This window comes from Polaromonas sp. YR568 (assembly GCF_943371715.1).
Classification (GTDB): Bacteria; Pseudomonadota; Gammaproteobacteria; order Burkholderiales; family Burkholderiaceae_C; genus Polaromonas.
The window spans coordinates 204,490-228,064 of the sequence record NZ_CALRVW010000004.1 but is presented as its reverse complement, the minus strand read 5'-3'; the positions used below and the strand labels follow the sequence as shown (position 1 = coordinate 228,064).

At 64.5% G+C, this 23,575-nt stretch carries 20 protein-coding genes and 1 pseudogene; 12 read left to right on the top strand and 9 right to left on the bottom strand.

Translation table 11 applies throughout. The features are described 5' to 3' along the window. The 8 genes and pseudogenes from AAG813_RS05210 to AAG813_RS05175 form a co-directional block, all read left to right on the top strand. Positions 1–279, top strand: a pseudogene (locus AAG813_RS05210) (TetR/AcrR family transcriptional regulator); the annotation flags it as partial. Beyond that, complete coding sequence (locus tag AAG813_RS05205; protein ID WP_341912527.1) at positions 276–1,160, top strand: SDR family oxidoreductase; 885 nt, start codon at positions 276–278, stop codon at positions 1,158–1,160. The pseudogene AAG813_RS05210 and the gene AAG813_RS05205, both read left to right, overlap by 4 nt. Beyond that, complete coding sequence (locus AAG813_RS05200; protein WP_341912525.1) at positions 1,157–2,800, top strand: carboxyl transferase domain-containing protein; 1,644 nt, start codon at positions 1,157–1,159, stop codon at positions 2,798–2,800. The genes AAG813_RS05205 and AAG813_RS05200 overlap by 4 nt, the downstream gene beginning before the upstream one ends. Before the next feature lie 22 nt (positions 2,801–2,822). Then, complete coding sequence (locus AAG813_RS05195) at positions 2,823–4,004, top strand: acyl-CoA dehydrogenase family protein (protein WP_341912523.1); 1,182 nt, start codon at positions 2,823–2,825, stop codon at positions 4,002–4,004. Between the two features lie 14 nt (positions 4,005–4,018). Continuing rightward, positions 4,019–4,807 carry an enoyl-CoA hydratase-related protein gene (locus tag AAG813_RS05190; protein WP_341912520.1) on the top strand — a complete coding sequence of 263 codons (789 nt, stop codon included), beginning with the start codon at positions 4,019–4,021 and terminating at the stop codon, positions 4,805–4,807. Beyond that, complete coding sequence (locus AAG813_RS05185) at positions 4,804–6,750, top strand: biotin carboxylase N-terminal domain-containing protein (RefSeq protein WP_341912518.1); 1,947 nt, start codon at positions 4,804–4,806, stop codon at positions 6,748–6,750. The genes AAG813_RS05190 and AAG813_RS05185 overlap by 4 nt, the downstream gene beginning before the upstream one ends. Next, on the top strand, positions 6,747–7,907 hold the full coding sequence (locus AAG813_RS05180) for an acyl-CoA dehydrogenase family protein (protein ID WP_341912516.1): 1,161 nt from the start codon (positions 6,747–6,749) through the stop codon (positions 7,905–7,907). Before AAG813_RS05185 ends, AAG813_RS05180 begins: the two co-directional genes overlap by 4 nt. Further along, positions 7,904–8,395, top strand: coding sequence for a thioesterase family protein (locus AAG813_RS05175; RefSeq protein ID WP_341912514.1), 492 nt, complete (start codon positions 7,904–7,906; stop codon positions 8,393–8,395). Before AAG813_RS05180 ends, AAG813_RS05175 begins: the two co-directional genes overlap by 4 nt. A gap of 11 nt (positions 8,396–8,406) precedes the next feature. Here AAG813_RS05175 and AAG813_RS05170 read toward each other — a convergent pair whose 3' ends face one another. The 8 genes from AAG813_RS05170 to AAG813_RS05135 all read right to left on the bottom strand — a co-directional run bounded on the left by AAG813_RS05170 (position 8,407) and on the right by AAG813_RS05135 (position 18,343). After that, a complete protein-coding gene (locus AAG813_RS05170; RefSeq protein WP_341912512.1) occupies positions 8,407–9,717 on the bottom strand; it encodes a tetratricopeptide repeat protein in 1,311 nt (436 codons plus the stop codon). A gap of 196 nt (positions 9,718–9,913) precedes the next feature. Further along, positions 9,914–11,071: an ABC transporter substrate-binding protein gene (locus AAG813_RS05165; protein ID WP_341912510.1), complete on the bottom strand. Its 1,158-nt coding sequence runs from the start codon at positions 11,069–11,071 to the stop codon at positions 9,914–9,916. A gap of 194 nt (positions 11,072–11,265) precedes the next feature. Beyond that, positions 11,266–12,492, bottom strand: a complete 1,227-nt coding sequence (locus tag AAG813_RS05160) for an ABC transporter substrate-binding protein (protein ID WP_341912509.1) — start codon at positions 12,490–12,492, stop codon at positions 11,266–11,268. 212 nt (positions 12,493–12,704) lie between these two features. Beyond that, positions 12,705–14,561, bottom strand: coding sequence for an AMP-binding protein (locus AAG813_RS05155; protein ID WP_341912506.1), 1,857 nt, complete (start codon positions 14,559–14,561; stop codon positions 12,705–12,707). Positions 14,562–14,700: 139 nt separating this feature from the next. Next, positions 14,701–15,498, bottom strand: coding sequence for an ABC transporter ATP-binding protein (locus AAG813_RS05150; RefSeq protein ID WP_341912504.1), 798 nt, complete (start codon positions 15,496–15,498; stop codon positions 14,701–14,703). Further along, positions 15,495–16,328 carry an ABC transporter ATP-binding protein gene (locus tag AAG813_RS05145; RefSeq protein WP_341912502.1) on the bottom strand — a complete coding sequence of 278 codons (834 nt, stop codon included), beginning with the start codon at positions 16,326–16,328 and terminating at the stop codon, positions 15,495–15,497. The genes AAG813_RS05150 and AAG813_RS05145 overlap by 4 nt, the downstream gene beginning before the upstream one ends. Further along, on the bottom strand, positions 16,325–17,398 hold the full coding sequence (locus AAG813_RS05140) for a branched-chain amino acid ABC transporter permease (protein WP_341912500.1): 1,074 nt from the start codon (positions 17,396–17,398) through the stop codon (positions 16,325–16,327). Before AAG813_RS05140 ends, AAG813_RS05145 begins: the two co-directional genes overlap by 4 nt. A 69-nt stretch (positions 17,399–17,467) precedes the next feature. After that, positions 17,468–18,343 carry a branched-chain amino acid ABC transporter permease gene (locus tag AAG813_RS05135; protein ID WP_096664264.1) on the bottom strand — a complete coding sequence of 292 codons (876 nt, stop codon included), beginning with the start codon at positions 18,341–18,343 and terminating at the stop codon, positions 17,468–17,470. A gap of 124 nt (positions 18,344–18,467) precedes the next feature. Here AAG813_RS05135 and AAG813_RS05130 point away from each other — a divergent pair, with 124 nt between their 5' ends. The 3 genes from AAG813_RS05130 to AAG813_RS05120 are packed head-to-tail and all read left to right on the top strand — an operon-like array spanning position 18,468 to position 21,045. After that, positions 18,468–19,862, top strand: coding sequence for an acyclic terpene utilization AtuA family protein (locus AAG813_RS05130; RefSeq protein ID WP_341912496.1), 1,395 nt, complete (start codon positions 18,468–18,470; stop codon positions 19,860–19,862). Further along, positions 19,859–20,248, top strand: coding sequence for a hypothetical protein (locus AAG813_RS05125; protein ID WP_341912494.1), 390 nt, complete (start codon positions 19,859–19,861; stop codon positions 20,246–20,248). Before AAG813_RS05130 ends, AAG813_RS05125 begins: the two co-directional genes overlap by 4 nt. Then, the gene (locus AAG813_RS05120) at positions 20,245–21,045 is read left to right on the top strand and encodes a crotonase/enoyl-CoA hydratase family protein (protein ID WP_341912492.1); all 801 of its coding nucleotides are present in this window, start codon (positions 20,245–20,247) and stop codon (positions 21,043–21,045) included. The genes AAG813_RS05125 and AAG813_RS05120 overlap by 4 nt, the downstream gene beginning before the upstream one ends. A gap of 52 nt (positions 21,046–21,097) precedes the next feature. Here the strand turns inward: AAG813_RS05120 and AAG813_RS05115 are convergent, their stop codons facing one another. Beyond that, entirely contained in the window at positions 21,098–21,538 is a 441-nt protein-coding gene (locus AAG813_RS05115; RefSeq protein WP_341912490.1) for an acyl-CoA thioesterase, read from the bottom strand. A 48-nt stretch (positions 21,539–21,586) separates the two neighbouring features. On the opposite strand from AAG813_RS05115, the gene AAG813_RS05110 reads away from it, so the two are divergent. Further along, positions 21,587–23,410: an ABC transporter ATP-binding protein/permease gene (locus tag AAG813_RS05110; RefSeq protein WP_341912488.1), complete on the top strand. Its 1,824-nt coding sequence runs from the start codon at positions 21,587–21,589 to the stop codon at positions 23,408–23,410. The last annotated feature ends 165 nt before the right edge of the window (positions 23,411–23,575 follow it).

Genomic DNA, 23,575 nt, shown 5'->3' with positions numbered 1-23,575 from the left:
GAGTCGCGTTCCAGCCCGGCCAGGCAGCGCGCCTCGCTGGCCAGGCTGCAGGGCGACTACGAATCGGTCTGGGCGCCGGTGCTCCAGGCCCTGAGCGACCAGGGCCGGCTGCAGGCGCCGGTGAAGCTGGCGCGGCTGCTGATTTTCGGGGCGCTGAACTGGTCGGCGCAATGGTTTGACGCCAAAAAAGGCGCCTCGCTCGATGAGCTGTCCGACGCGGCCATGGCGCTGTTCATCGGGGACGCCCGCACACCCGCCAAAAGGAAGATCCGACCATGACTTACCGATCCGTCTTCAGCGCCGGCCTGTTTGCCGGCAAGGTGGTGGTCGTCACTGGCGGCGGCTCCGGCATCGGCCGCTGCACGGCCCATGAGCTGGCAGCCCTGGGCGCGCATGTCGTGCTGATCGGCCGCAAGATCGACAAGCTGCACGAGGTGGCCGGCGAGATTGTGGCCGCCGGCGGCCGCGCCAGTTTCCATCCCTGCGACATCCGCCAGGAAGAGGCGGTGAAGGTCACCGTCGCGGCGATTGTGATCGCGCAGGGCCGCATCGACGCGCTGGTCAACAACGCAGGCGGGCAATACATCGCGCCGCTGGAAAGCATCAGCGCGAAGGGCTGGGAAGCGGTCATCAACACCAACCTGACGGGCGGTTTCCTGATGGCGCGCGAGTGTTACCTGCAGTCCATGGCGGATCACGGCGGCAGCATCGTCAACATCGTCGCCGACATCTGGGGCTCCATGCCGTCCATGGGCCACAGCGGCGCGGCGCGGGCGGGCATGGTCAGCTTCACCGAAACCGCGGCCGCCGAGTGGGCCCACAGCGGCGTGCGCATCAACGCGGTGGCACCGGGCTACATCGCCTCGAGCGGCATGGACCACTACCCGCCCGAGGCCGGGGAGATGTTGCGCGAGATGCGCAACACCGTGCCGCTGGGCCGCTTTGGCACCGAGGCGGAAACCTCGGCCGCCATTGTTTTTTTGCTGAGCCCGGCGGCCAGTTTCATCAGCGGCACCGTGTTGCGGGTGGACGGCGCGCGGCCGCAAGTGCGCATGGGCTGGCCCATGCGCCTGCCCGATGCCGAGGCGCAGCAGCGCGATGCCGTCAAGCCGTTTGACGGGTTTCATCTGGCGACAACGCCCAAGGTGTTCCAGCCATGACGGTTTTCCAGTCGGCCTGGAATGCGCAGGGCAGCGTGGCCGTGCAGCGGCGCGAAGCCATGCTCGCACGCATTGCAGCTCTGCGTGCGCTGGAGGCCCGTGCCGCACAGGCTTCCGCCAAATCGAAACCAGTGTTCGACAAACGCGGTCAGTTGTTGCCGCGTGAACGGGTGGGCCTGTTGCTGGACCCGGGCACACCCTGGCTGCCTTTGTGTTCACTGGCGGGGTTCATGCAGGACCACAAGGACCCGGTGCTGTCGGTGCCCGGAGGCGGCATCGTGGCGGGCATCGGGTTCATCGAGGGCGCGCGCTGCATGGTGGTGGCCAGCGACTCGGGCATCGAGGCCGGCGCGATCCAGGCCATGGGGCTGGAGAAAATCCTGCGTGTGCAGGAGATCGCGCTGCAGAACAAGCTGCCTTTCATTCACCTGGTGGAGAGCGCCGGCGCCAACCTGATGCGTTACCGCGTCGAGGGTTTTGTGCACGGCGGCTCGCTGTTCCGCAACCTCGCGCGCCTGTCGGCGGCGGGTATTCCGGTCGTCACCGTGCAGCACGGCTCCGGTACGGCGGGCGGGGCCTACATGCCGGGGCTCAGTGATGTGGTGATCATGGTGCGCAAGCGTTCGCGCGCCTTTCTGGCCGGCCCGCCGCTGCTGATGGCGGCCACCGGCGAGGTCGCCACCGAAGAGGAGCTCGGCGGCGCTGAGATGCACACCAGTGTGTCGGGTCTGGGTGAACAGCTGGCCGAAGACGACCGCCAGGCGTTGGGCCTGGCGCGCCAGGTGGTGGCCCGGACTGAATGGTCAAATCGGCCTCCAGTCCATGCAGGACGTGCGCAAGCAGCTATGAATTCAGTAGCAATCGAGCCGCTGTACCCGGCCGAGGAGCTGCTCGGGCTGATGGCCGGCGATCTGCGCCAGCCGGTGGACATGCATGAAGTGATTGCGCGGCTGGTCGATGGCTCGGACTTCCTGCCCTTCAAGGCCCTCTACGGCGCCGCCACGGTCTGTGTGCAGGCGGCGATCGACGGCCGCGCGGTCGGCATCATCAGCAACAACGGCCCCATCGACGTAGCGGGCGCCAACAAGGCCACCCATTTCATCCAGCTGATGTGCCAGCTCGGCCACCCCATCGTCTACCTGCAGAACACCACCGGCTACATGGTCGGCAAGGACGCCGAGCAGGGCGGCATGATCAAACACGGCTCCAAGATGATCCAGGCCGTCACCAACGCCACCGTGCCGCAAATCACCATCCAGTGCGGCGCCTCGTTTGGCGCCGGCAACTACGGCATGTGCGGCCGGGGTTATGCGCCGCGTTTCCTGTTCAGCTGGCCCAGTGCCAAAACGGCGGTCATGGGCGGCGAGCAGGCGGCGCGCACCATGCAGATCGTGACGGAGGCCGCGATGCTGCGCAAGGGCATCGCTGTGGATGCGGCCCAGTCGCAGGCCCAGTTCGACAAGATCGTCGCCGTGTTCGAGGCGCAGGCCGACGCCTTCTACACCTCGGGCCTGCTGCTCGATGACGGTGTGATCGATCCGCGCGATACCCGCGCCGTGCTGGCGCAGTGCCTGGCCATGTGTGCCGAGGCCGACACCCGGCAATTGCGGCCCATGCAGTTCGGCGTGGCGCGCATGTGAACCGAATCCCAAGGAGACAAAAATGCAATACACCCACGAACACCTTGAAATCCAGAAGACCCTCAAGCGCTTCATTGATGCCGAGATCAACCCGCATGTGGAGGAATGGGAAGCGGCTGAAATTTTCCCGGCCCATGAGGTCTTCAAGAAACTCGGCAAGCTGGGCATGCTTGGTCTGACCAAGCCCGAGGAATACGGCGGCGCTGGGCTCGACTACTCCTACGGCGTCGCCATGGCCGAGGCGCTGGGCCATATCGACTGCGGTGGCATCCCGATGGCGATTGGTGTGCAGACCGACATGTGCACCCCCGCGCTGGCACGTTTCGGCAGCGATGAGCTCAAGCGCGAGTTCCTCGCCCCGGCGATTGCCGGCGACACGGTCGGTTGCATAGGCGTGAGCGAACCGGGCGCCGGCAGCGACGTCGCGTCCATCAAGAGCCATGCCCGCAAGGACGGCGGCGACTATGTGATCAGCGGCCAGAAGATGTGGATCACCAACAGCCTGCAATCCGACTGGATGTGCATGCTGGTCAACACCGGCGACGGCCCGCAGCACAAGAACAAAAGCCTGGTGATGGTGCCCATGCGCGAGAACGGAAAGCTGCGCCAGGGCATCGAGGTCGGCAAGAAGATCAAGAAGATCGGCATGAACGCCAGCGACACCGGCCTGATTTATTTCGACGAGGTGCGCGTGCCGCAGCGCTACCTGATAGGCGCGGAAGGCTCGGGCTTCATGTACCAGATGATGCAGTTCCAGGAAGAGCGGCTCTGGTGCGCGGCCAGCTGCATCCAGTCGCTCACCAATTGCATAGACTGGACGGTGGAGTGGGCGCACGAGCGCAAACTCTTCGGTGCGACGCTGGCCGACCAGCAATGGGTGCAGTTCAAGCTGGCCGAGATGAAAACCGAGGTCGAGAGCCTGCGCGCCATGACCTACCGTGCCTGCGAGCTCTACGTGCAGGGCCAGGACGTGACCGAGCTGGCCTCCATGGCCAAGCTCAAGGCCGGGCGGCTGAACCGCCTGGTGCCTGACACCTGTCTGCAGTTCTGGGGTGGCATGGGTTTCACCTGGGAAAACAAGGTGGCGCGCATGTTCCGCGACGGCCGGCTGGCTTCGATAGGCGGTGGAGCCGACGAAGTCATGATGGGCATCATCGCCAAGTACATGGGCCTGTCCAAAAGCAGCAAAAAACCCGCTGCCTGAGGATGAGCACGGCCATGAGCGACAAGCTGCAGATCACCCGCGCCGGTGAAGCCGAACACTGGACCCTGCACGATCCGGTCACGCGCAACGCACTGACCGACGAGGTGGTGAGCGCGCTGGCACAAGCCTGCGCACGCGCCGCGCAGGACAGGGCCTTGCGTTTTGTCGTGTTGCAGGGCAGCGCCGGCGCGTTTTGCGCCGGTGGCAGCCTGGGCGGTTTTGCCCAGGCGATCGGGCAGGCCTTGCCAGCCGGGCAGACCGACCCGCTGCTGGCCATGAACGCCGGCTTTGGCCATGTGTTGCAGGCCCTGTGCGCGCTGCCGCAGATACTGCTGGTGGCGGTGGATGGACCGGCCATGGGCGGCGGCCTGGGGCTGGTGTGCTGCGGTGACTTCGTGCTGGCCAGTCCGCGCGCCGTGTTTGCCACGCCCGAGGTCACGCTGGGTGTGGTGCCGGCGCAGATTGCGCCTGTTGTACACCGGCGCCTGGGGGACCGGCTGGCGCGGCAGCTGATGCTGTCCGGAGAAAAACTTTCCGCACAGCAAGCCCTGGCACAAGGTCTGGTGGACGAGGTCGCTGACGATCTGCCGGCCGCCGTCGCCGGTCGCATCAGCGCGCTGCGCCGGGCGGCCCCGGGGGCCGTGGCCCATACCAAGGCGCTGCTTTGTATGCTGAATCAGGCTCCAGCCCCCGATCTTCCTGCGCAAGCAGCTATCAAATTTGCAGCAAACCTGCGCAGCCCCGAGGCCGCCGAAGGCCTGGCGGCCTTTGCGCAAAAACGCAAACCCGGGTGGGCCGCATGACTGCCATGACCATTCGCCGCCTCTTGATTGCCAACCGCGGCGAAATCGCGCGCCGCATCATCCGCACCGCGCACCGCATGGGTATCGCCACCGTGGCCGTCTATTCCGACGCCGATGCGCAGGCCCTGCATGTGCAGGAGGCGGGCAGTGCGGTGGCGCTGGGCGGCACACTGTCGGCCGACTCCTATTTGCGTATCGACAAGCTGCTGGCCGCCGCGAAGACGGCCGGCGCGGACGCGGTGCATCCCGGCTACGGTTTCCTGAGCGAGAACGCGGAGTTCGCGCAGGCGGTGTTCGACGCCGGCCTGACCTGGGTCGGTCCGCCACCGGCCGCGATTCGCGCGCTGGGCAACAAGGCCAGCGCCAAGAACCTGGCGCTGCAGCACAACGTGCCCTGCCTGAGCGGCTACCAGGGCCAGGACCAGTCCGACCAGCGTTTGACGGCCGAGGCGGACAAGCTGGGTTACCCGCTGATGGTGAAGGCCGCGGCAGGCGGCGGCGGTCGCGGCATGCGTCTGGTGCTGGCGCCGTCCATGTTGCAGGCGGCCCTGCACAGCGCGCGCTCCGAAGCGCTGTCGTCGTTTGGCAGTGAGGAGTTGCTGCTCGAACGCGCGCTCCTGCGCCCGCGTCATGTCGAGGTGCAGGTGTTTGCCGATGCGCATGGCCGGTGCATTCACCTGGGCGAGCGCGACTGCTCGGTGCAGCGGCGTCACCAGAAACTGATTGAAGAATCGCCGAGCCCGGCGGTGGACCCTGTGTTGCGCGAACGCATGGGCGGCTGTGCGGTGGCGCTGGCGCAGGCGGCCGGTTATGTGGGCGCCGGCACGGTGGAGTTTCTGCTCGACGAGAACGGTGATTTTTTCCTCATGGAGATGAATACCCGGCTGCAGGTCGAGCACCCGGTCACCGAAGCGGTGACCGGCCTGGACCTGGTCGAGTGGCAGTTGCGCATGGCGCAGGGCGAAGCCTTGCCGCTGGGCCAGGACGACGTGGTTTTCCGCGGCCACGCCATCGAGGTACGCCTGTGTGCCGAAGACGATGATTTTTCGCCGCATGCCGGGCGGGTGCAGCACTTTGTTGAGCCTGCGCACGCACGTTTTGACCATGCGCTGCAGGCCGGTGGCGAGGTCACGCCGTTTTACGACTCCATGCTCGGCAAGCTGATCGTGCATGGGGCCACGCGGGCGCAGGCCATGGACGGCCTGGTGGCCGCGCTGGCCGGCATGCAGCTGCTGGGCCTGCCGACCAACCGCGCTTTTCTGGCGGCGTGCCTGGCGCACCCGGTGTTCCGCGCCGGCCAGGCGCTGATTCCCTTTGTGGCCGAACACGGTGACGAAATCCGCCAGACCTTGCGGGACCAGCAAACGCAGGTCTTGTTGCCGGCCGCCCTCGCGCTGATTTTCCAGGGCAGTGCCGGCGCTGCGCAGGCCTTGCCCTGTCCCTTCGGCAAGGCCTTGCGGGTGCTGCATGGCGAGCAGGTGCTGGCCCTCACCGTGACGGAAACCGGCGCGGGCGGGCTGGACGTGTCATCGGGGGCGCAGCAGCACGCGGCCGCCTGTGTGCCTGCCGGGGCCGGCCAGATGCGGGTCACGCTGGACGGCCTGAGCCGCACGGCACGGGCTTGCCGGGTGGCCGACGGGCGCTGGCATGTGCAGGTTGGTGCGACCGATGTCTGGCTCAAGGACGCGAGTCTGGAACCGGCGGCCGGGGTCGCCTCGGGCAACCAGGCGATGGAACTCCGGGCGCCCTTCAATGGCAAGGTGATCGCGGTCAAGGTGAGCGCCGGCGCATCGGTCAAACGTGGCGACACCTTGCTGGTGATCGAGTCGATGAAACTCGAACATGCGGTGTGCGCGACACGCGATGCAGTGGTGGCAGCCATGGCCGTGGAGCCCGGCCAGCAGACCGCGCCAGGCCAGGTCTTGTTGAGGTTTGAAACATGAACCCTTCCTCCGGCGATCTCGACGCGCTGGCCGACCTGGCTGAGTCGGTCAAGCGTTTTGCCCAGCGCGAAATTGCGCCGCAGGTCAGCCAGTGGGACGAAGCCGGCGAGTTTCCACGTGCCCTGTACCAGCAGGCGGCCGAACTGGGCCTGTTGGCGCTGGGTTACCCCGAGGCCCTGGGCGGCACCCCGGCCTCCTGGCGGCTGCGCAATGCGATGACGCTGGCGCTGTGCCGCCACGGCGGCAGCGGCGGTGTGCTGGCCAGCCTGTTCTCGCACAACATCGGTCTGCCACCGGTGCTCGCTTATGGATCGGCGGCGCTGCAGCAGGCGGTGATTCCACCGGTGCTGCGTGGGGAGAAAATAGCGGCACTGGCGATCACCGAGCCCGGCGGCGGCTCCGATGTGGCTGCCTTGCACACGACGGCGCGGCGCGACGGCGCCGACTATGTGATCGACGGCGAGAAGGTGTTCATCACCTCGGGCATGCGCGCCGACTTCATCACGGTGGCGGTCCGCACCGGCGACGCCGGCAGCAAGGGTTCCAGCGGAATTTCCATGATCCTCGTGCCCGGCGACAGCCCGGGCCTGTCGCGCACCCGGCTCGAAAAGATGGGCTGGTGGTGCTCCGACACCGCGCACCTGCGTTTTGAAGGCGTGCGGGTGCCGGCCGGCCATCTGCTGGGCGAGGAGGGCGGTGGTTTCAGAATCATCATGGGCAACTTCAACGGCGAGCGCATGGCGATGTCGGTTGCGGCCCTGGGTTTTGCCCAGGCCTGTTACGACGAGGCGCTGGACTGGGCGCGCCAGCGCAAGACCTTCGGCAGCACACTGGTCGACAAGCAGGTGATTCGTCACAAGCTGGTGGACATGCAGATGCGCATCGCCTCCACCCAGGCCTGGGTCGATGCGGTGGCCGACCGGGCCGACGCCGGCGACCAGGGCCCCGACTGGGTGGCCCATGTCTGCATGCTGAAGAACCATGCGACGCAGACCATGCAGTTCTGCGCCGACCAGGCGGTGCAGATCCTGGGCGGCATGGGCTTCATGCGCGGCACCAAAAGCGAACGCATCTACCGCGAGGTCAAGGTCATGATGATTGGCGGCGGCGCCGAAGAGATCATGAAGGACCTCGCTGCACGACAATTGGGCCTATGACCAGAACCACCGCATCGCCTGCCGGCACCGTCGAATTCGAGCCCGAGTTCATCGCTGCCCTGAAAACACTTTTCGAAGAAAAAATTGTCTTCAACCAGGCTTTGGGCCTGAAGGTGGTGTCAGTCCGTCCCGAAGGCGTGGTGGGCCGCATCGACATGCAGCCTTCGCTGGTGGGGCACTATGCCTACAACCGCATCCATGGCGGTGTCGTGAGTGCGGGGCTCGATGCGATGGCGGGGCTGGCCATCATGGCGGCCATCGGTGCACGCCACATGGATGAAACCCCGGCCCAGCGCATGCACCGCTTCTCGAAGTTGGGCACCATTGATTTGCGCGTGGACTACCTGCGTCCCGCCATCGGTGAGTTTTTCGAGCTGCGCGCCGAGGTCCTGCGACTGGGTTCACGTGTCGCGTCCACCCGCATGGAGTTCCTCGGCGCTGACGGCCAGCTCTTGTCCACGGGGGCGGGCGCTTACATCGTCTCCTGAGCGGGCGTGGTTCAGGCGGCGGCCCGCAGCGCGGCCGAGGGCGGACGCACGTACGCCCGTTCATGGGCCAGGGCATCGGCCAGCGGCTGGTTGCCGGAGCGGCGGGCCGCTTCCATCAGCGTGAGGTCGATCAGGTCGCGCTGGGCGTGGCTGCCACCGAAGCGGTGGGCGCGGCTTCGGATGCCGCGCAGCAGGTCGGCGCACAGGGCGTGGTCGCCATCGATGAAAGCCTGCATCGCGCGTGTGGCGGCGTAACCTGCATCGGCAGTGAAGCGCGCGTTGTCCGCCCCGCTGGCCTTGGCCTCCTGCATGGCATTGAGCAGGGCCTGCTGGGCCTGGGGGCGTCCGTCGGCCGCCAGAGCCATCATCGCGTGCATGTCGTTGAAGGCGTATGTTCCGGGCTCGGCGGCCGCCGTCCAGCGGTCTGCCAGTGCGGTCCAGCGTTGACCCACGTCCACGCTCTGGAGCTGCAGGCGCCAGAGCAGCGCGCTCTGGTCGATCAGGTCGAGGATGACGCTTGAGCCCGGGCCGCCAATGGCCTGGTCATACAGGCGCAGCACCTCGCCGGTGTGGCCCAGTCCGAGCTGGAACAGGGCCAGGTGCCACCAGTTGTGGACAGCGAAGAAGCTGCCTTCGGCCCAGGTCGCCGCATTCGGCGCCAGCCAGGCGATGCCTTTGTGCGGCTGGGAAGTCATTTCGTACACATGGGCCACCGCATGCCAGCCCCAGCCGTCGTGCGGCTCCAGCTCCACGCTCTGCCGGCCGCAGGCCTCCGCCTGCAGGTAGTTGCCGGTTTCTTCCAGTCCGAAGGCCTGCATGCTCAGCAGCGCGTGGTAGCCGGGCCTGCCACGATCCCAGGCTGGCGCGGCGCGCAGGATGCGGTCTCGCAACATTCGCGCGTCGCCGGTGAAAAAGTCGACCTGATGCCCGGCCTGCAGCGCCAGCAGGTCGTGGGGGTAGAGCAGGCTCAGGTCCTCCAGCGCCCGGCCCGCCTCCTGCCAGCGGCCCTCGGCCAGCAGGCGGGCAGCGTGCAGGTGGCGCTGCTCGCGGTCGTTAGCGGGCAGCCGGGCGGCGGCGTCGCAGCATTGGCGTGCCACGGCCGGACCGGCGGGTTCGGTGCCCAGCAGGTACAACCAGGCCTTGAGCAGGTGGGCCATGGTCATGTCGGGGCTGGCCTGCAGCGCAGCGTCCGCGCTGGCGACCGGGTCGCCGACAAAGCAGCGGAACTGGTCGAGTCCGGCCTGGTAGGCGGTCAGGCTGGCGCTGTTGGCACCGGAGAGGGCGTGGCCCTGGCTGTCTTTCATCGCAAAGTTTCCTTTCATGAGTGGATGGGGGGCAGGGCCGGCTGTAGCCCTGGTGCCCGCTGGACGGGCGCTGGGAACATACGACGTGACCGTACGAAACGGATGCACAGCCGCCCCAAAAAATGGCGGGTCGGCCGGTTCTGCCGGGGGACCAGGCGGAAAGAAGCAAAAAAAAGCCGCCCGAAGGCGGCTTTTGACGAAAGAGGCAGTCCGCTTACTTGATGTAGTCGGAGACCACTTTCCATTTGCCATCGGTGATTTGCGACAGGCGCGAGGCGTCGCTGCCCAGACGTTTGGTCGGCGAGAAGGTGGCCGGTGCGCTGCCGAACATGTCGGGCGGAATGCTCATGGTGTCCATGACCTTGATGAAGCTGTCCGTCGTCAGGTTCGGACCGGCTTTCTGGGCGGCCTTGGCAAAGGTGTCGATGATGTTGTAGCCATAGACCGAGAAAACGGTAGGGTCTTCATTGAACTTGGTCTTGTACTTGTTGGCCCAGAAACGGATGGGCTGCGAAGCTTCGTCGAGGTAGGGGTTCTGCACCGTCATGGTGGCGTAGAGGCCATTCATGGCCGGGCCACCCAGCTTGTGGATCAGGTCGGTGTAAGCGGCGCTGGAGCCCAGGAAGATCGGGCTGAAGCCGGTTTTGCGTGATTCACCAATGGCGCCTATGGTTTCACGGATGATGGTGCCGAGCACGACCATCTCGCAGCCGGCCGCTTTCATCTTGGCGACCTGCGACGAAAAATCGGTCGCCCCGCGCTTGTAGGACGTCTTCTCGGCGAACTCCATGCCGATGGTCTTGAGGCCGGCTTCCGCGCCCCGCATCACCTCCAGGCCGAACTCGTCGTCCTGGTACATCGTGCAGACCTTTTTGGCGCCCTTTTCCTTCGCCAGTTTGGGCGCGGCATTGCGCATCTGGTCGTAGTAGGTGGCGGCAAACGAATATTTGAGCTTGTGGAAGGGCTCGTACATTTCGCGCGCTGCGGTGATCGGGAAGAAGTTGATCACGTTCTTGTCAAACTGCACCGGCATGGCGGCCAGATTCTGCGCCGTGCCGATGTGGCCCACCATCATGAAAATCTTGTCCTGGTTGACCAGCTTCTGCGCGGCCAGAACGGCTTTTTTGGGGTCGTAGGCCGAGTCTTCCACAATGAGTTTGAGCTTGCGGCCGTTGATGCCGCCCTGCTCGTTGATCTCGTCAACACGCAGCAGCATGCCCAGGCGCGCCTGCTTGCCAAAGCCCGCTATGGGCCCTGACAAATCCTGGATGGAACCCAGGGTGATTTCGGTTTTGCTCACGCCTTGCTGGGCCATGGCGTAGCCGGAACCGAGCGCCAGTACGGCGAGGGCCAGAGTGGATCTGAATTTCATTGATGTCTCCTGTAAAACGAATTTACCTGCACCGACGTATTCTTAACCTTCACCCGGCGGTGTCAAGCTGGCGTATTCACTTACACGCGCCAGAGTTGGCGCCGCTGCTACGGCAAAAGCCGCCCGCAGGCGGCTTTTGCCGAGGTCACTATCAGGGTTGCACCTGATACGACCACTGGCGACCCGACAAGCCTTTACTCCTTGAACTGGTCGGCGCTGATTTTCCAGGTCCCGTTCTTCTGCTGCACAGGGCGCAGGCCGTTGAAGGCCACGTACTCGGACACCACTTTCCAGCGGCCCTCCTGCAGCTGGGAAAGCCGCGAGAAGTTGTTGCCCAGGCGTTTGGTCGGACTGAAGCTGGCCTCTGCCGTGCCGAACATGTCGCGCGGCACCACCATGGTGTCCATGGCCTTGATGAAGCTGTCTGTCGAGAGATCGGTGCCGGCCTTCTGCGCGCCGCGGATGAAGGCGTCGATGGCGGCATAGCCATAAACAGAGAAGACGGTCGGCTCGTCATTGAAGCGGGTCTTGTACTTGTTGGCCCAAAAGCGGACAGGCTGCTCCGCGGCGTCCAGGTAGGGGTGTTGCGATGTCATGGTGGCAAACAGGCCGTCCATGGCCTTGCCGCCGAGTTTGTGGATCAGGTCGGTGTAAGCCGCACTGGAAGCCAGAAAGACGGGGTTGAACCCGGTCTTGCGCGACTCGCCGATGGTGCCTATGGTTTCGCGGATGATCGTGCCCAGCACAACCATTTCGCAACCCGAGGCCTTCATTTTGGCGACCTGGGACGAGAAATCTGTTGCGCCACGCTTGTAAGAAGTTTTCTCGGCAAAGCTCGCGCCTATGGTTTTGAGCCCCGCTTCGGCGCCACGCAGCACCTCCTGCCCGAAATCGTCGTCCTGGTAAATGATGCAGGCGGTCTTGATGTTCCGGTCCTTCATCAACTTGGGCGTTGCGATTCGGATCTGGTCGTAGTAGGTTGCCGCAAAGGCGTATTTAAGCCTGTCCAGCGGTTCGTACATTTCGCGTGCAGCGGTGATCGGGAAGAAGTTGATGACGTTTTTCTCGAACTGCACCGGCATGGCCGCAAGGTTCTGCGCCGTGCCGAGGTGGCCGACCATCATGAAGATCTTGTCCTGGTTGACGAGCTTCTGCGCAGCCAGGATGGCCTTTTTGGGGTCATAGCCGGAGTCCTCAATCAGCATCTTGATCTTGCGGCCGTTGACGCCGCCTTGCTCGTTGAGTTCTTCCACGCGCAGCGTCATTCCCATGCGGATCTGCTTGCCGAAGCCGGCCAGCGGGCCGGACAGGTCCTGGATGGATCCGAGGGTGATTTCGGTTTTGGTGACGCCTTGCTGGGCGATGGCATGGCCTGCACTGAGGATCAGTGCGGTCATTGCCGCGGTGGTCATGAATTTCATGGAAGTCTCCGGTTGATGGGAAAGAGCTATCGCCGGCTCGTGTCAGGCGTGGGGCGCCTGGCGTCCTGACGCCAGCAGTCAAATCAGGATGCAGTTCTCGGTGCAAGGGTCGTCGACAGAAAAAATCGGCAAGGCAAGGGCATCTCCGCCAGAGTTGCCTTGCTGGCGGCGGGGTAAAAAAAGGGGAGCCTCTGTGAGGCGGTGCTTTCGGTCTAGCGGTACATCGCTTCGATCTGCTCGGCGTATTTCTTCTCGACCAGCTTGCGCTTGAGTTTCATCGTCGGTGTCAGTTCCTCGTCTTCGGCCGTCAACTGCGTTTCAAGCAGGAAAAATTTCTTGATCTGTTCAACCCGCGCAAACTTCTTGTTGACGCGGTCGATTTCGGCCTGGATCAGTTCCTGGACTTCGGCCGAACGCGTCAGGCTCTGGTAGTTGCTGAAGGGCACGTCGTGGTCCTGCGCGTACTTCTCGACGTTTTCCTGGTCGATCATGATGATGGCGGTCAGGTAAGGCCGCTTGTCGCCAATCACCACCGCGTCGGTGATGTAGGGTGAAAATTTCAGCTCGTTTTCCAGCTCGCTGGGGGTCACGTTCTTGCCGCCGGCCGTGATGATGATGTCTTTCATGCGGTCGGTGATGCGGAAAAAACCTTCCTCGTCCACCACGCCGACGTCGCCGGTGTGCAGCCAGCCATCGGCGTCGATGGTTTCGGCGGTTTTCTCCGGCAGGTTCAGGTAACCCATGAACACGTTGGTGCCGCGCACCAGGATTTCGCCGGTGACCGGGTCGAGTCTGACCTCGTTGAAGCCCGCGGCCGGACCGATCGAGCCCGGCTTGATGCGGCTGGCAGGAACACCGGTCGAGGCACCGCAGGTCTCGGTCATGCCCCAGACCTCCAGCATGGGCACGCCGAGCGCCATGTACCACTTGACCAGTTCCGGCGAGATCGGCGCCGCGCCTGTCACGCAAAAGCGCGCACGGTGAATGCCGATCAGCTTGCGCGCATTGTCCAGCGCCACCCAGCGGGCAATCGTGAATTTGAGCTTGAGCCAGTTGCTGACGGGGCGGCCGGCCATCACCCTGTCGGCGATCTCGGTGCCCACGCCTATGCCCCAGGCATAGGCCGCCTGCTGCAGGCGGCTGGCTTCCTTGAGCGCAATCATCACGCCCGAATAGAACTTCTCCCAGACGCGGGGCACGGCGGTGAACACGGTGGGCGCGATTTCGCGCACGTTCTCCGGAATGGTCTCGGGATTTTCGACAAAGTTGAGCTTGGCGCCGGTGTACATCGCGAAGTATTCACCGCCCATGCGTTCGGCGATGTGACACAGCGGCAGAAAACACATGCGTTCGTCGTTTTCGTCCTGCGCCACCAGGGTGTTGTAACCGCGCGCCGTGAACACCAGGCCCCGGTGGTTGTGCATGGCACCTTTGGGTTTGCCGGTGGTGCCCGAGGTGTAGACGAGGATGGCCAGGTCTTCGGGCCGGCAGGCCTTGGCACGCTCCTCGACCGCACCGGGGTGCGCGGCGAGGTAGCTGCGCCCCAGCTCGCGCAGGGCCGCCAGGCTGATCACATCGGGCTCGTCGAGGTCGCGCAGCCCCTCCATGTCGAACACCACGATCTTGCGCAGGCCGGGCAGGGCGCTGCGCACTTCCAGGGCCTTGTCCAGTTGTTCATCGTCTTCGACAAACAGCAGCGTGGTGCGCGAGTCTTCACACAGGTAGTGCACCTGCGAGGCTGCGTCGGTCGGGTAGATGCCGTTGGACACACCGCCGCAGCTGAGCACGGCAAGGTCGGCCAGCACCCATTCGATGACCGTGTTCGACAGGATGGACGCACATTCGCCCTTGGCAAAACCCAGGCTGATCAGGCCGCCGGCGATTTCGCGCACGGCCTCGCCGGTCTGGTTCCAGGTCCAGCTGCGCCAGATGCCGAGTTTTTTCTGGCGCATCCAGACCTTGTCCTGGCGTTGGGCGACGCCGTTCCAGAACAGCGCCGGAATGGTGTCACCCTCAAGCACCACGCGGGTTTCAGGCTGGATGTGGGAGAGATCCCAAAGGTTGCTCATACGTTTCTCCACACGGCTGTCATCCCGGACCTGATCCTGGATTCCTGCCGCGCGTGCAAATGGGGTTCATGGGACATGGATTGCGGATCCTGTCCGCAATGACACAGGCAGGTGAATCTGGCTTCGGAATGCATCGTCTTCACCGCCATGTTTTTTTCTTCTTCCAGCGGCGCTCGCTGCGCACGCCGTCTTCCTTCATGCCCAGGTAGAACTCCTTGATGTCTTCCTTTTCCCGCAGGCGGGCACAGGTGTCTTCCATCACGATGCGGCCGTTTTCCAGCACGTAGCCGTAGTCGGAGGCGTTCAGGGCCATGTTGGCGTTCTGCTCGACCAGCAGGATGGTGGTGCCGCGTTCGCGATTGATGCGCACCACGATCTCGAAAATTTCCTTGGTCAGCTTGGGAGAGAGGCCCAGGCTGGGTTCGTCGAGCAGGATCAGGTCCGGCGAAGCCATCAGGGCGCGCGAGATCGACAGCATCTGCTGCTGGCCGCCGGAGAGCAGGCCGGCGTCCTGCAGCGCACGCTCACGCAGGATGGGGAAATAGCCGAACACGACCTCGATGTCCCTGGCGACCCCGTCGCGGTCCTTGCGGGTGTAGGCGCCCATCAGCAGGTTGTCGCGCACGCTGAGCAGCGGAAACACCTCGCGGCCTTCCGGCACATGGCTCAGGCCCTGCTGGACGATGTAGGCCGGGTCCTGCGCGGTGATGTTGCCGCCCTTGAACTCGATCGACCCCTTGCGCGGGTCGATGATGCCGGAGATGGTTTTCAGGATGGTGGTCTTGCCGGCGCCGTTCGAGCCCAGCACGGTGGCGATTTCGCCGCGGCGCACCTGCAGGCTGACGCCGCGTATGGCCTTGATCGGTCCGTAGGAGCTCTCGACGTTGAGCAGCCTGAGCACGGGCTGGTCGCTCACCGGGGGTGGCACGGCGCTCATGAGCGTACCTCCGTGTGCAGGTCGACCGCCTTGTGTTGCCGGCGGAGCGAGGACACGTCGTCGATGGAGCCGAGGTAGGCCTCGATCACGCCAGGATCGGTCTGGACTTCGCGCGGGGTGCCCATGGCCAGCACTTCGCCCTGGTTCATGGCCAGCACGCGGTCGGACACCTTGGAGACCAGGGTCATGTCGTGTTCCACCATCAGCACGGTCACGCCCAGCTCGTTCTTGATGTCCTGGATCCAGAAAGCCATGTCGTCGGTTTCTTCCACGTTGAGCCCCGAGGATGGTTCGTCCAGCAGCAGCAGTTTGGGTTCGGTACACAGCGCTCGCGCCAGCTCCACCACCTTGCGCACGCCGTAGGGCAGGCCGGCCACAAAGGAGTCGCGGTGGTGCTGCAGGTCCAGCAGATCGATGATCTGCTCGGCTTTTTCCCGCGCCTGGATTTCGGCCTCGCGCGTTTTCTTCGTGAAGAAAATTTCACTCCACAGGCCGGTCCGCCGGTGGGTGTGCCGGCCGATCAGCAGGTTGTGCAGCACCGTCGCGTGTTCGAACAACTCGATATTCTGGAAGGTGCGGGCGATGCCCAGCGCGGCGATCCTGTGCGGTGGCTGGCTGGTCAGCTTGGTGCCCATGTAGTCAATGTCGCCCGAGGTCGGCGTGTAGATGCGGCTGATCAGGTTGAACACGGTGGTCTTGCCGGCTCCGTTGGGGCCGATCAGCGTGAACACCTCGCCCTGCCGGACATCGAAGCTGACATTGTTCACGGCCAGTACCCCGCCGAAGCGGACGCTGAGATTTTTGGCTGACAGAAGGATTTCACTCATCATTTCAACCTGTCGGATTTCTGGAAGGACTTCTGCCGTTTGAACATGCCCTTGCGGTAGAACGGAAAGGTCTGCAGGTAGGTGCGTATCTTGAGCCAGCGGCCATACAGCCCCAGCGGTTCAAACAGCACAAAACCAATCAGTACCAGGCCGTAGACCAGGCCCTGCAGGCCGGGGGCCTGGCCGATGAAGGCCGGCAGGTAGTCCTTGACCATCGCAATGGCCTGCGGCATGGAGATCAGGAAGATGGCGCCCAGGAAAGCCCCGTGCACCGAGCCCAGGCCGCCGACCACGATCATCAAAAGCAGGTCGATCGACTGCAGGATGTTGAACTGGTCGGGCGAGATGAACTGCAGCTTGTGCGCGTACAGGGCGCCGGCGATGCCGGCGAGTCCGGCGGACAGCGCAAACGACAGCGTCTTGTAGCGGGCCAGGTGAATGCCCATGCTTTGCGCGGAGATCTCCGAATCGCGGATGGCCACAAAGGCGCGGCCGGTCGGTGAACGCAGCAGGTTGAGGATGCCCAGCGTGGCGCCAATGGCGATCACCAGGCAGAGAAAATAAAAGGCCTCGCCGCTGCCGAGTTTCCAGCCGAACATGTCGGGCGCCTTGATGTGGATGCCGGCATTGCCGCCGGTGACGGACTCCCAGCGCGCAAACACTTCCTCGACGATGAAACCGAAGGACAGGGTGGCGATGCCCAGGTAAATGCCCTTGACGCGCAGCGCCGGCAAGCCGACGACCAGGCCCACCGCGGCCGACAGGCCGGCCGCGCAGGCCAGCGCGATGGGAAAGGGCACGCCGGCGTTGGTCATGACTGCCTGGGTGTAGGCGCCGACGCCGAGAAAGGCCGCATGGCCCAGCGAAAAAAGGCCCGTGAACCCGGCCAGCAGCATCAGCCCCAGGCCGGCGATGGCGTAGATCAGGATAAAGGTCAGCTGGGCCAGCCAGTACTCCGCAAACAGCCACGGCGCGGCCAGCAGCAGCAGCAGCAGGCTGTACCAGAAGATATGGCCGCCGTGCTTGGCAAGCTTGATGTCCTGCCCGTAGTCGGTCTTGAAGATGAATCGCATGTTGGTATGTTTGTATTTCTATTCGGGAGACGATGGCGGCAGGGGAAGCGTCCGGCGAAGTCGCCGTGGCTAGACTTTTTTCCTGAGTTTTTCGCCAAACAGACCATTGGGCTTGACCATCAGCATGATCAGCACCACGACATAGGCGGCGATGTCCTTGATGCCGTCGGGCGCATAAAAGCCGGCCAGCGATTCGACGATGCCGATGATCAGGCCGCCGACAATGGCGCCGGGCAGGCTGCCGAAGCCGCCGACCACCGCCGCGGGAAAAGCCTTGAGGCCGATGAAACCCATGTTGGCGTGCACAAAAGTAATGGGTGCCAGCAACAGCCCGGCGATGGCCGCCACGGCTGCGGCCAGGCCCCACACCAGGCCATTGAGCCGCTTGACCGGGATGCCCATGTAATACGCGGCCAGCTGGTTTTGCGACGAAGCCTGCATGGCGATGCCGAGCTTGCTGTACTTGAAGAGCGCAAACAGTGCCAGGCAGAGCACCGCGGTGCTGCCGATCACGGCCATCTGTTCGACATTGAGGACCAGGGCGCCGACGTTCCAGATCTGGTCCTTGTAGGGCACGGGCAGGGTGTGGGTCTCCGTGCCTATGCCGGGAATCATGGTGATCAGGCCGCGCGCCACGTAGCCGACACCGATGGTCAGCATCACGATCGAAAAAGCCGGCTGGCCCAGGATGGGCCGTATCACCAACCGCTCGAGCAGTACACCGAACAGGGCCATGCCGGCAATGGCGCTGAGAATGGCCAGCCAGAACGGGAAGCCGAGCATGGTCATGCAGGCCAGTCCGCCAAAGGCGCCCAGCATCATGAGTTCACCCTGGGCGAAGCTCACCGTCTCGGTGGCCTTGTAAATCAGGACAAAACCCAGGGCGATGAGCCCGTAGATGCAGCCTTGTGCGATGCCGCTGATGATCAATTGCAATAACTGCACTTTTACTCCACAATAAATTTTTATCAAGCAGGCGCTTGGTAAAAATAGGCAATAACCGGAAGGCGCGACAAGCCGCTTTTTTTTCTGACTCGAATCTGACGGGACTGATCATGAGCTGCATTCGATGAAAAAATCAATCCGGATTGGTGCCGGGTTGGGTTTCTACGGAGACGCCTGGGAACCGGTGCTTGCAAGCATCGAACGCGGCGGGGTTCAGTACATAGCCAGCGACCATCTCGCCGAGCTCACCTTGGCCATCCTGCAGAAGGATTTGCAACGCGACATTTCCCTTGGCTACGCTAGGGACGTGGTGCCCATGCTTTTGCGTTTGTGGCCCGCGATGGCGCAGCGAAAAGTGCGCTTCATCTGCAACGCCGGCGGGCTCAATCCGGCCGGCGCGGCGGCCGCTGTCCGCGAAGCTTTTGCGGCAAAAGGATGGACCGCGCGCGTCGCCGTTGTGACAGGTGATGAGGTCATGGGGCAGCTGTCCGGCCTTGCACCGGCACACATGTTCAGCGGCGCGCCTTTCGATTCGGTGCGCGAGCGCATGGTGTTTGCCAATGCCTATCTGGGTGCGCGTCCGATTGTTTCTGCGCTGCAGCAGGGCGCCGACATCGTGATCACCGGCCGCGTCGCCGATGCCGCCTTGTTTCTGGGGCCGCTGGTGCACGAGTTCAACTGGAATCTCGGCGATGCAGGGGACACGGCGACACCGGCCGACCTGAACCGGCTTGCACAAGGCCTGGCGGTCGGGCACCTGCTCGAATGTTCGGGCCAGGGCAGCGGCGGCAACTTCGGCAGTGCCGAAGCCTGGAAGGCCATTCCCGACCTGGCCCACATCGGCTACCCGATCGCCGAGGTCAGCGAGGATGGCGACGCAGTGATCATGAAAGCGTCGGGCACGGGCGGCCGCATCAACTTCGACACCGTGCGCCAGCAACTGCTGTATGAAGTGCACAACCCGCACCGGTATTTTTCGCCGGACGTGGTGCTGGACCTGTCGACGGTCCGGCTGGAGGACATCGGCCAGGACCGGGTCCGCATGACCGGTGCCACCGGCCAGCCACGCACCGGCCAGCTCAAGGTGGTCGGTGGTTACCGCGACGGCTTCAAGGCCGAGGTGACCTGGGGTTTCAGCTGGCCCGATGCCCATGACAAGGCGCTGGCGGCGGTGGAGATGGTCAAGACCCAGCTGGCCGACAAGGGCGTGCCGCACGAGGCCCTGTTTGTCGAGTTTCCGGGCTTGAATTCGGCGCACGGTGCGCTGGCGCCCCTGCCCGATGCCGAGGCGCTGGCCGGGCTCAACGAAGTCTGGGTGCGCATGGTGCTGCGCACGCGCGACAAAAAGGCCGCCGACGGTTTCGGCCGGCTGTTCCCATGGATGGGACTCAGCGGGCCGGCCTACACCTGCGGTTTCCACGGCCTGCACAACACCAGTGAGTTGCTGGGGATCTGGCCCGCCCTGATCGATCGCAGCCTGGTCGAGCCGCACACCCGCGTGGAGCTGCTGCAGACATGACAACACCGACACAAAAAATCCAGCTCGTGCGGCTGGCCCACGCACGCAGCGGCGACAAGGCCGACTGGGTGGACTTCGGCCTGTTTGCCTGGAACGCGGCGGGTTACGCTGTGCTGGCGCGCGAGGTCACGGCGCAACGTGTGGCGGAACACTTTGCGCCCTGGCTGCCGGGCCGTGTCGAGTGCTGGACCCTGCCCAACATCCTGGCAATCAAGCTGGTGCTGCACGACGCCTTGCAGGGCGGCGGTGCGCGCAACCTGCGGCTGGACAACCTCGGCAAGTCCATGGCGGCGGCGCTGCTGCGCATGGACATCAATGTCAGCGCCGACGAACTCGCCGCCTGCCTGGGGGCGCCGCGCGTCGGCTGGTGGGGAGACAAGTTGTGAGCATTCATGTTGAAAAGGACGGCGACGTGACGGTGGTCACGCTCGACCGCCCCGATGTGCGCAACGCGGTGGACAGCGATCATGCGCGGGCCCTGTACGAGGCGTTCCTGGCCTTCGACGGCGACGACAGCGCGAAAGTCGCGGTGTTCCACGGCGCCCACGGTCACTTCTGTGCGGGTTGGGATTTGCAGTCGGGCGCGAAGATGCTGCGCGAGGCCGGGGACGGCGACGCGGGCGTGTTTGCCGGGCTGGACTTTCAGCCGGAAGACGGCCAGCCGGCGGGCCCCATGGGGCCGTCCCGCCTGCTGTTGTCCAAACCCGTGATCGCCGCCGTCAGTGGCGCGGCGGTCGCCGGCGGCATGGAGCTGGCGCTCTGGTGCGACATGCGGGTGATGGACGAGGACGCCTATTTCGGCGTCTATTGCCGCCGTTTCGGCGTGCCGCTGATTGACGGCGGCACGGTGCGCCTGCCGCGCCTGGTCGGCATGGGCCATGCCATGGACCTGATCCTGACCGGGCGCAAGGTCGAGGCCGCTGAAGCGCTGCAGATGGGGTTGTGCAACCGGGTGGTGGCCACCGGCACGGCGCGCGAGGCGGCGCTGGTGCTCGCGCACCAGCAGGCGGCGTTCCCCCAGAAGACGATGCTGGCAGATCGCCAGAGCGCTTATACGCAGTGGGATCTGCCCATGCCGCAGGCGCTCAAGCAGGAGTGGGACCGCGGCCGGCAGTGTCTCGGCGAAGGCCTGCAGGGCGCGGCCCGTTTTGCCGGCGGTCAGGGGCGGCACGGCAAGTTTTAAGGAGGAAATTGGCCGCCGGCCCTTATCTGACCGTCGGAGGCGGCTATCAAAACTATAGCGGACGCGGCAGCGACGACGGCGGCACGGGGCGCGGCTGGCCGGCATCGTCGATCGCCACATAGGTCACGCTGGCCTCGGTCACCTTGATGTAGCGCCCCTGCGAGCCAAAACGCTCGGCATAGACCTCGACCTTGACCGTCATCGAGGTGCGGCCTATGCGCGTGAGCTCGGAGTAGAAGGACAGGATGTCGCCCACCCGCACCGGCTGCTTGAAGATGAACTCGTTGACGGCGACGGTGGCCATGCGGCCGCCGGCGTAACGCGCTGGGATCACCGAGCCGGCCAGGTCGACCTGGGCCATGACCCAGCCGCCAAAGATGTCGCCGTTGGCGTTGCAGTCCGCCGGCATCGGAATCACCTTGAGCACCAGTTCCTTGTCGAGAGGCAGCTTGACGTTAGGGGCGTGGGGGGGGAGGCCGGTTTCGTTGGACATAGGCACAATCGGTATTGGAAAATTGAAACAACAGGACAATTGTCTCCGATGCGCTCCTATGCCCCCGCCGCCGAAACACCGCCCGTCCCGGGCGCCCCCGCCAAACCTGCGCTGAACCGCTCCGACTGGGCGACCCTGCAGCGCCTGTTTCCCTACCTCTGGGACTACAAATGGCGCGTGATGGCCGCGCTGGCCTTCATGGTGGGCGCCAAAGTGGCCAACGTCGGTGTGCCGCTGCTGCTGAAAAACCTGGTCGACGCCATGAGCTTCAAGCCCGGCGCGGTGCAGGCCGTGCTGATCGTGCCAGTCGCCCTGCTGGTGGGTTACGGGCTGCTGCGGCTGTCGACCTCGCTGTTCACCGAGCTGCGCGAACTGGTGTTTGCCAAGGCCACCGAGGGCGCGGCGCGGCGCATTTCACTGGAAGTGTTCCGCCACCTGCATGCGCTGAGCCTGCGCTTTCACCTCGAGCGCCAGACCGGCGGCATGACCCGCGACATCGAACGCGGCACGCGTGGTGTGCATTCGCTGATTTCCTATTCGCTGTACAGCATCATCCCGACCCTGATCGAGGTGGCGCTGGTGCTCACGTTGCTGGCGGTCAAGTTCGACGTCTGGTTTGCCGGCATCACCATCATCGCGCTGGTGTTCTACATCACCTTCACCGTCACGGTGACCGAATGGCGCACCAAGTTCCGCAAGGAAATGAACGAACTCGACTCCTCGGCGCACAGCCGCGCGATCGATTCGCTGCTCAACTACGAAACCGTCAAGTACTTCAACAACGAGGAGTTCGAGGCGCAGCGTTACGACGAGAACCTCAAGCGTTACCGCCGCGCCGCCGTCAAGAGCCAGACCTCGCTGAGCCTGCTCAACACCGGTCAGCAGCTGATCATTGCCACCGGCCTGGTGGCCATGCTGTGGCGTGCGACGCAGGGCGTGGTGGACGGCCGCATGACGCTCGGCGACCTGGTCATGGTCAATGCCTTCATGATCCAGCTCTACATTCCGCTGGGTTTTCTGGGCGTGCTTTACCGCGAGATCAAGCAGAGCCTGACCGACCTGTCCAAGATGTTCAACCTGATGGAGCGCGAGCGCGAGATCGCCGACCAGCCCGGCGCGCCGGCCCTGGTCCTGCAGGCCTCGCCGGAAGTGCGTTTTGAAAACGTCAGTTTTGCCTACGAGCCGTCCCGGCCCATCCTGCACAACATCAGCTTCGTGATACCGCCGGGCAAGACGGTGGCCGTGGTCGGATCGTCAGGGGCCGGCAAGTCCACGCTGGCGCGCCTGCTGTTTCGCTTCTACGACGTGCAGCAAGGTCGCATCACCATCGCCGGCCAGGATATCAAGCACCTGACCCAGGCCAGCGTGCGCCAGGCCATCGGCATCGTGCCGCAGGACACGGTGCTGTTCAACGACACGGTGGAATACAACATCGCCTACGGCAAACCGGGCGCCAGCCGCGCCGAGGTGGAAGAGGCCGCGCGTGCCGCGCGCATCCACGACTTCATCAGCTCGACGCCGGCGGGCTACGCCACCATGGTCGGCGAGCGCGGCCTGAAACTCTCGGGCGGCGAGAAGCAGCGCGTGGCGATTGCCCGCACCTTGCTGAAAAACCCGCCCATCATGATTTTTGACGAGGCCACCTCGGCGCTGGACTCGGCCAACGAGCGTGCCATTCAGGCCGAGCTGCGCAGCATTGCCGAAAACAAGACCACGCTGGTGGTGGCGCACCGGCTGTCCACCGTGGTCGATGCGCACGAGATCCTGGTCATGGAAGCCGGTCAGATCATCGAGCGCGGCACCCACGCCGCCTTGCTGGCTTTGGGTGGGCGCTACGCGTCCATGTGGGCCCTGCAGCAGAGTTCCGAGTAAACCTTGAGCGTTTTCGGCATGTAGCCCAATGACTGCGGGCGCAAGTAGCTATTGATTTGATAGCAAATCTTATGGCGCCCGGACGCTCCGCCATAAAAACTATCTTTTTCTGCCCGGCCGCCATCTGGCAGCATCGTGGGATTCCCCGTAGATCCCGGCCTGCCT

Bases quoted from the DNA above. Each gene is read 5' to 3' on its own strand.
- AAG813_RS05125 (WP_341912494.1), top strand. From the start codon at position 19,859: ATGACAACACCGACACAAAAAATCCAGCTCGTGCGGCTGGCCCACGCA.
- AAG813_RS05195 (WP_341912523.1), top strand. From the start codon at position 2,823: ATGCAATACACCCACGAACACCTTGAAATCCAGAAGACCCTCAAGCGC.
- AAG813_RS05140 (WP_341912500.1), bottom strand. From the start codon at position 17,398: ATGCGATTCATCTTCAAGACCGACTACGGGCAGGACATCAAGCTTGCC.
- AAG813_RS05110 (WP_341912488.1), top strand. From the start codon at position 21,587: ATGCGCTCCTATGCCCCCGCCGCCGAAACACCGCCCGTCCCGGGCGCC.
- AAG813_RS05165 (WP_341912510.1), bottom strand. From the start codon at position 11,071: ATGAAATTCAGATCCACTCTGGCCCTCGCCGTACTGGCGCTCGGTTCC.
- AAG813_RS05160 (WP_341912509.1), bottom strand. From the start codon at position 12,492: ATGAAATTCATGACCACCGCGGCAATGACCGCACTGATCCTCAGTGCA.
- AAG813_RS05205 (WP_341912527.1), top strand. From the start codon at position 276: ATGACTTACCGATCCGTCTTCAGCGCCGGCCTGTTTGCCGGCAAGGTG.
- AAG813_RS05190 (WP_341912520.1), top strand. From the start codon at position 4,019: ATGAGCGACAAGCTGCAGATCACCCGCGCCGGTGAAGCCGAACACTGG.
- AAG813_RS05170 (WP_341912512.1), bottom strand. From the start codon at position 9,717: ATGAAAGGAAACTTTGCGATGAAAGACAGCCAGGGCCACGCCCTCTCC.
- AAG813_RS05130 (WP_341912496.1), top strand. From the start codon at position 18,468: ATGAAAAAATCAATCCGGATTGGTGCCGGGTTGGGTTTCTACGGAGAC.
- AAG813_RS05180 (WP_341912516.1), top strand. From the start codon at position 6,747: ATGAACCCTTCCTCCGGCGATCTCGACGCGCTGGCCGACCTGGCTGAG.
- AAG813_RS05175 (WP_341912514.1), top strand. From the start codon at position 7,904: ATGACCAGAACCACCGCATCGCCTGCCGGCACCGTCGAATTCGAGCCC.
- AAG813_RS05155 (WP_341912506.1), bottom strand. From the start codon at position 14,561: ATGAGCAACCTTTGGGATCTCTCCCACATCCAGCCTGAAACCCGCGTG.
- AAG813_RS05145 (WP_341912502.1), bottom strand. From the start codon at position 16,328: ATGATGAGTGAAATCCTTCTGTCAGCCAAAAATCTCAGCGTCCGCTTC.
- AAG813_RS05185 (WP_341912518.1), top strand. From the start codon at position 4,804: ATGACTGCCATGACCATTCGCCGCCTCTTGATTGCCAACCGCGGCGAA.
- AAG813_RS05150 (WP_341912504.1), bottom strand. From the start codon at position 15,498: ATGAGCGCCGTGCCACCCCCGGTGAGCGACCAGCCCGTGCTCAGGCTG.
- AAG813_RS05200 (WP_341912525.1), top strand. From the start codon at position 1,157: ATGACGGTTTTCCAGTCGGCCTGGAATGCGCAGGGCAGCGTGGCCGTG.
- AAG813_RS05115 (WP_341912490.1), bottom strand. From the start codon at position 21,538: ATGTCCAACGAAACCGGCCTCCCCCCCCACGCCCCTAACGTCAAGCTG.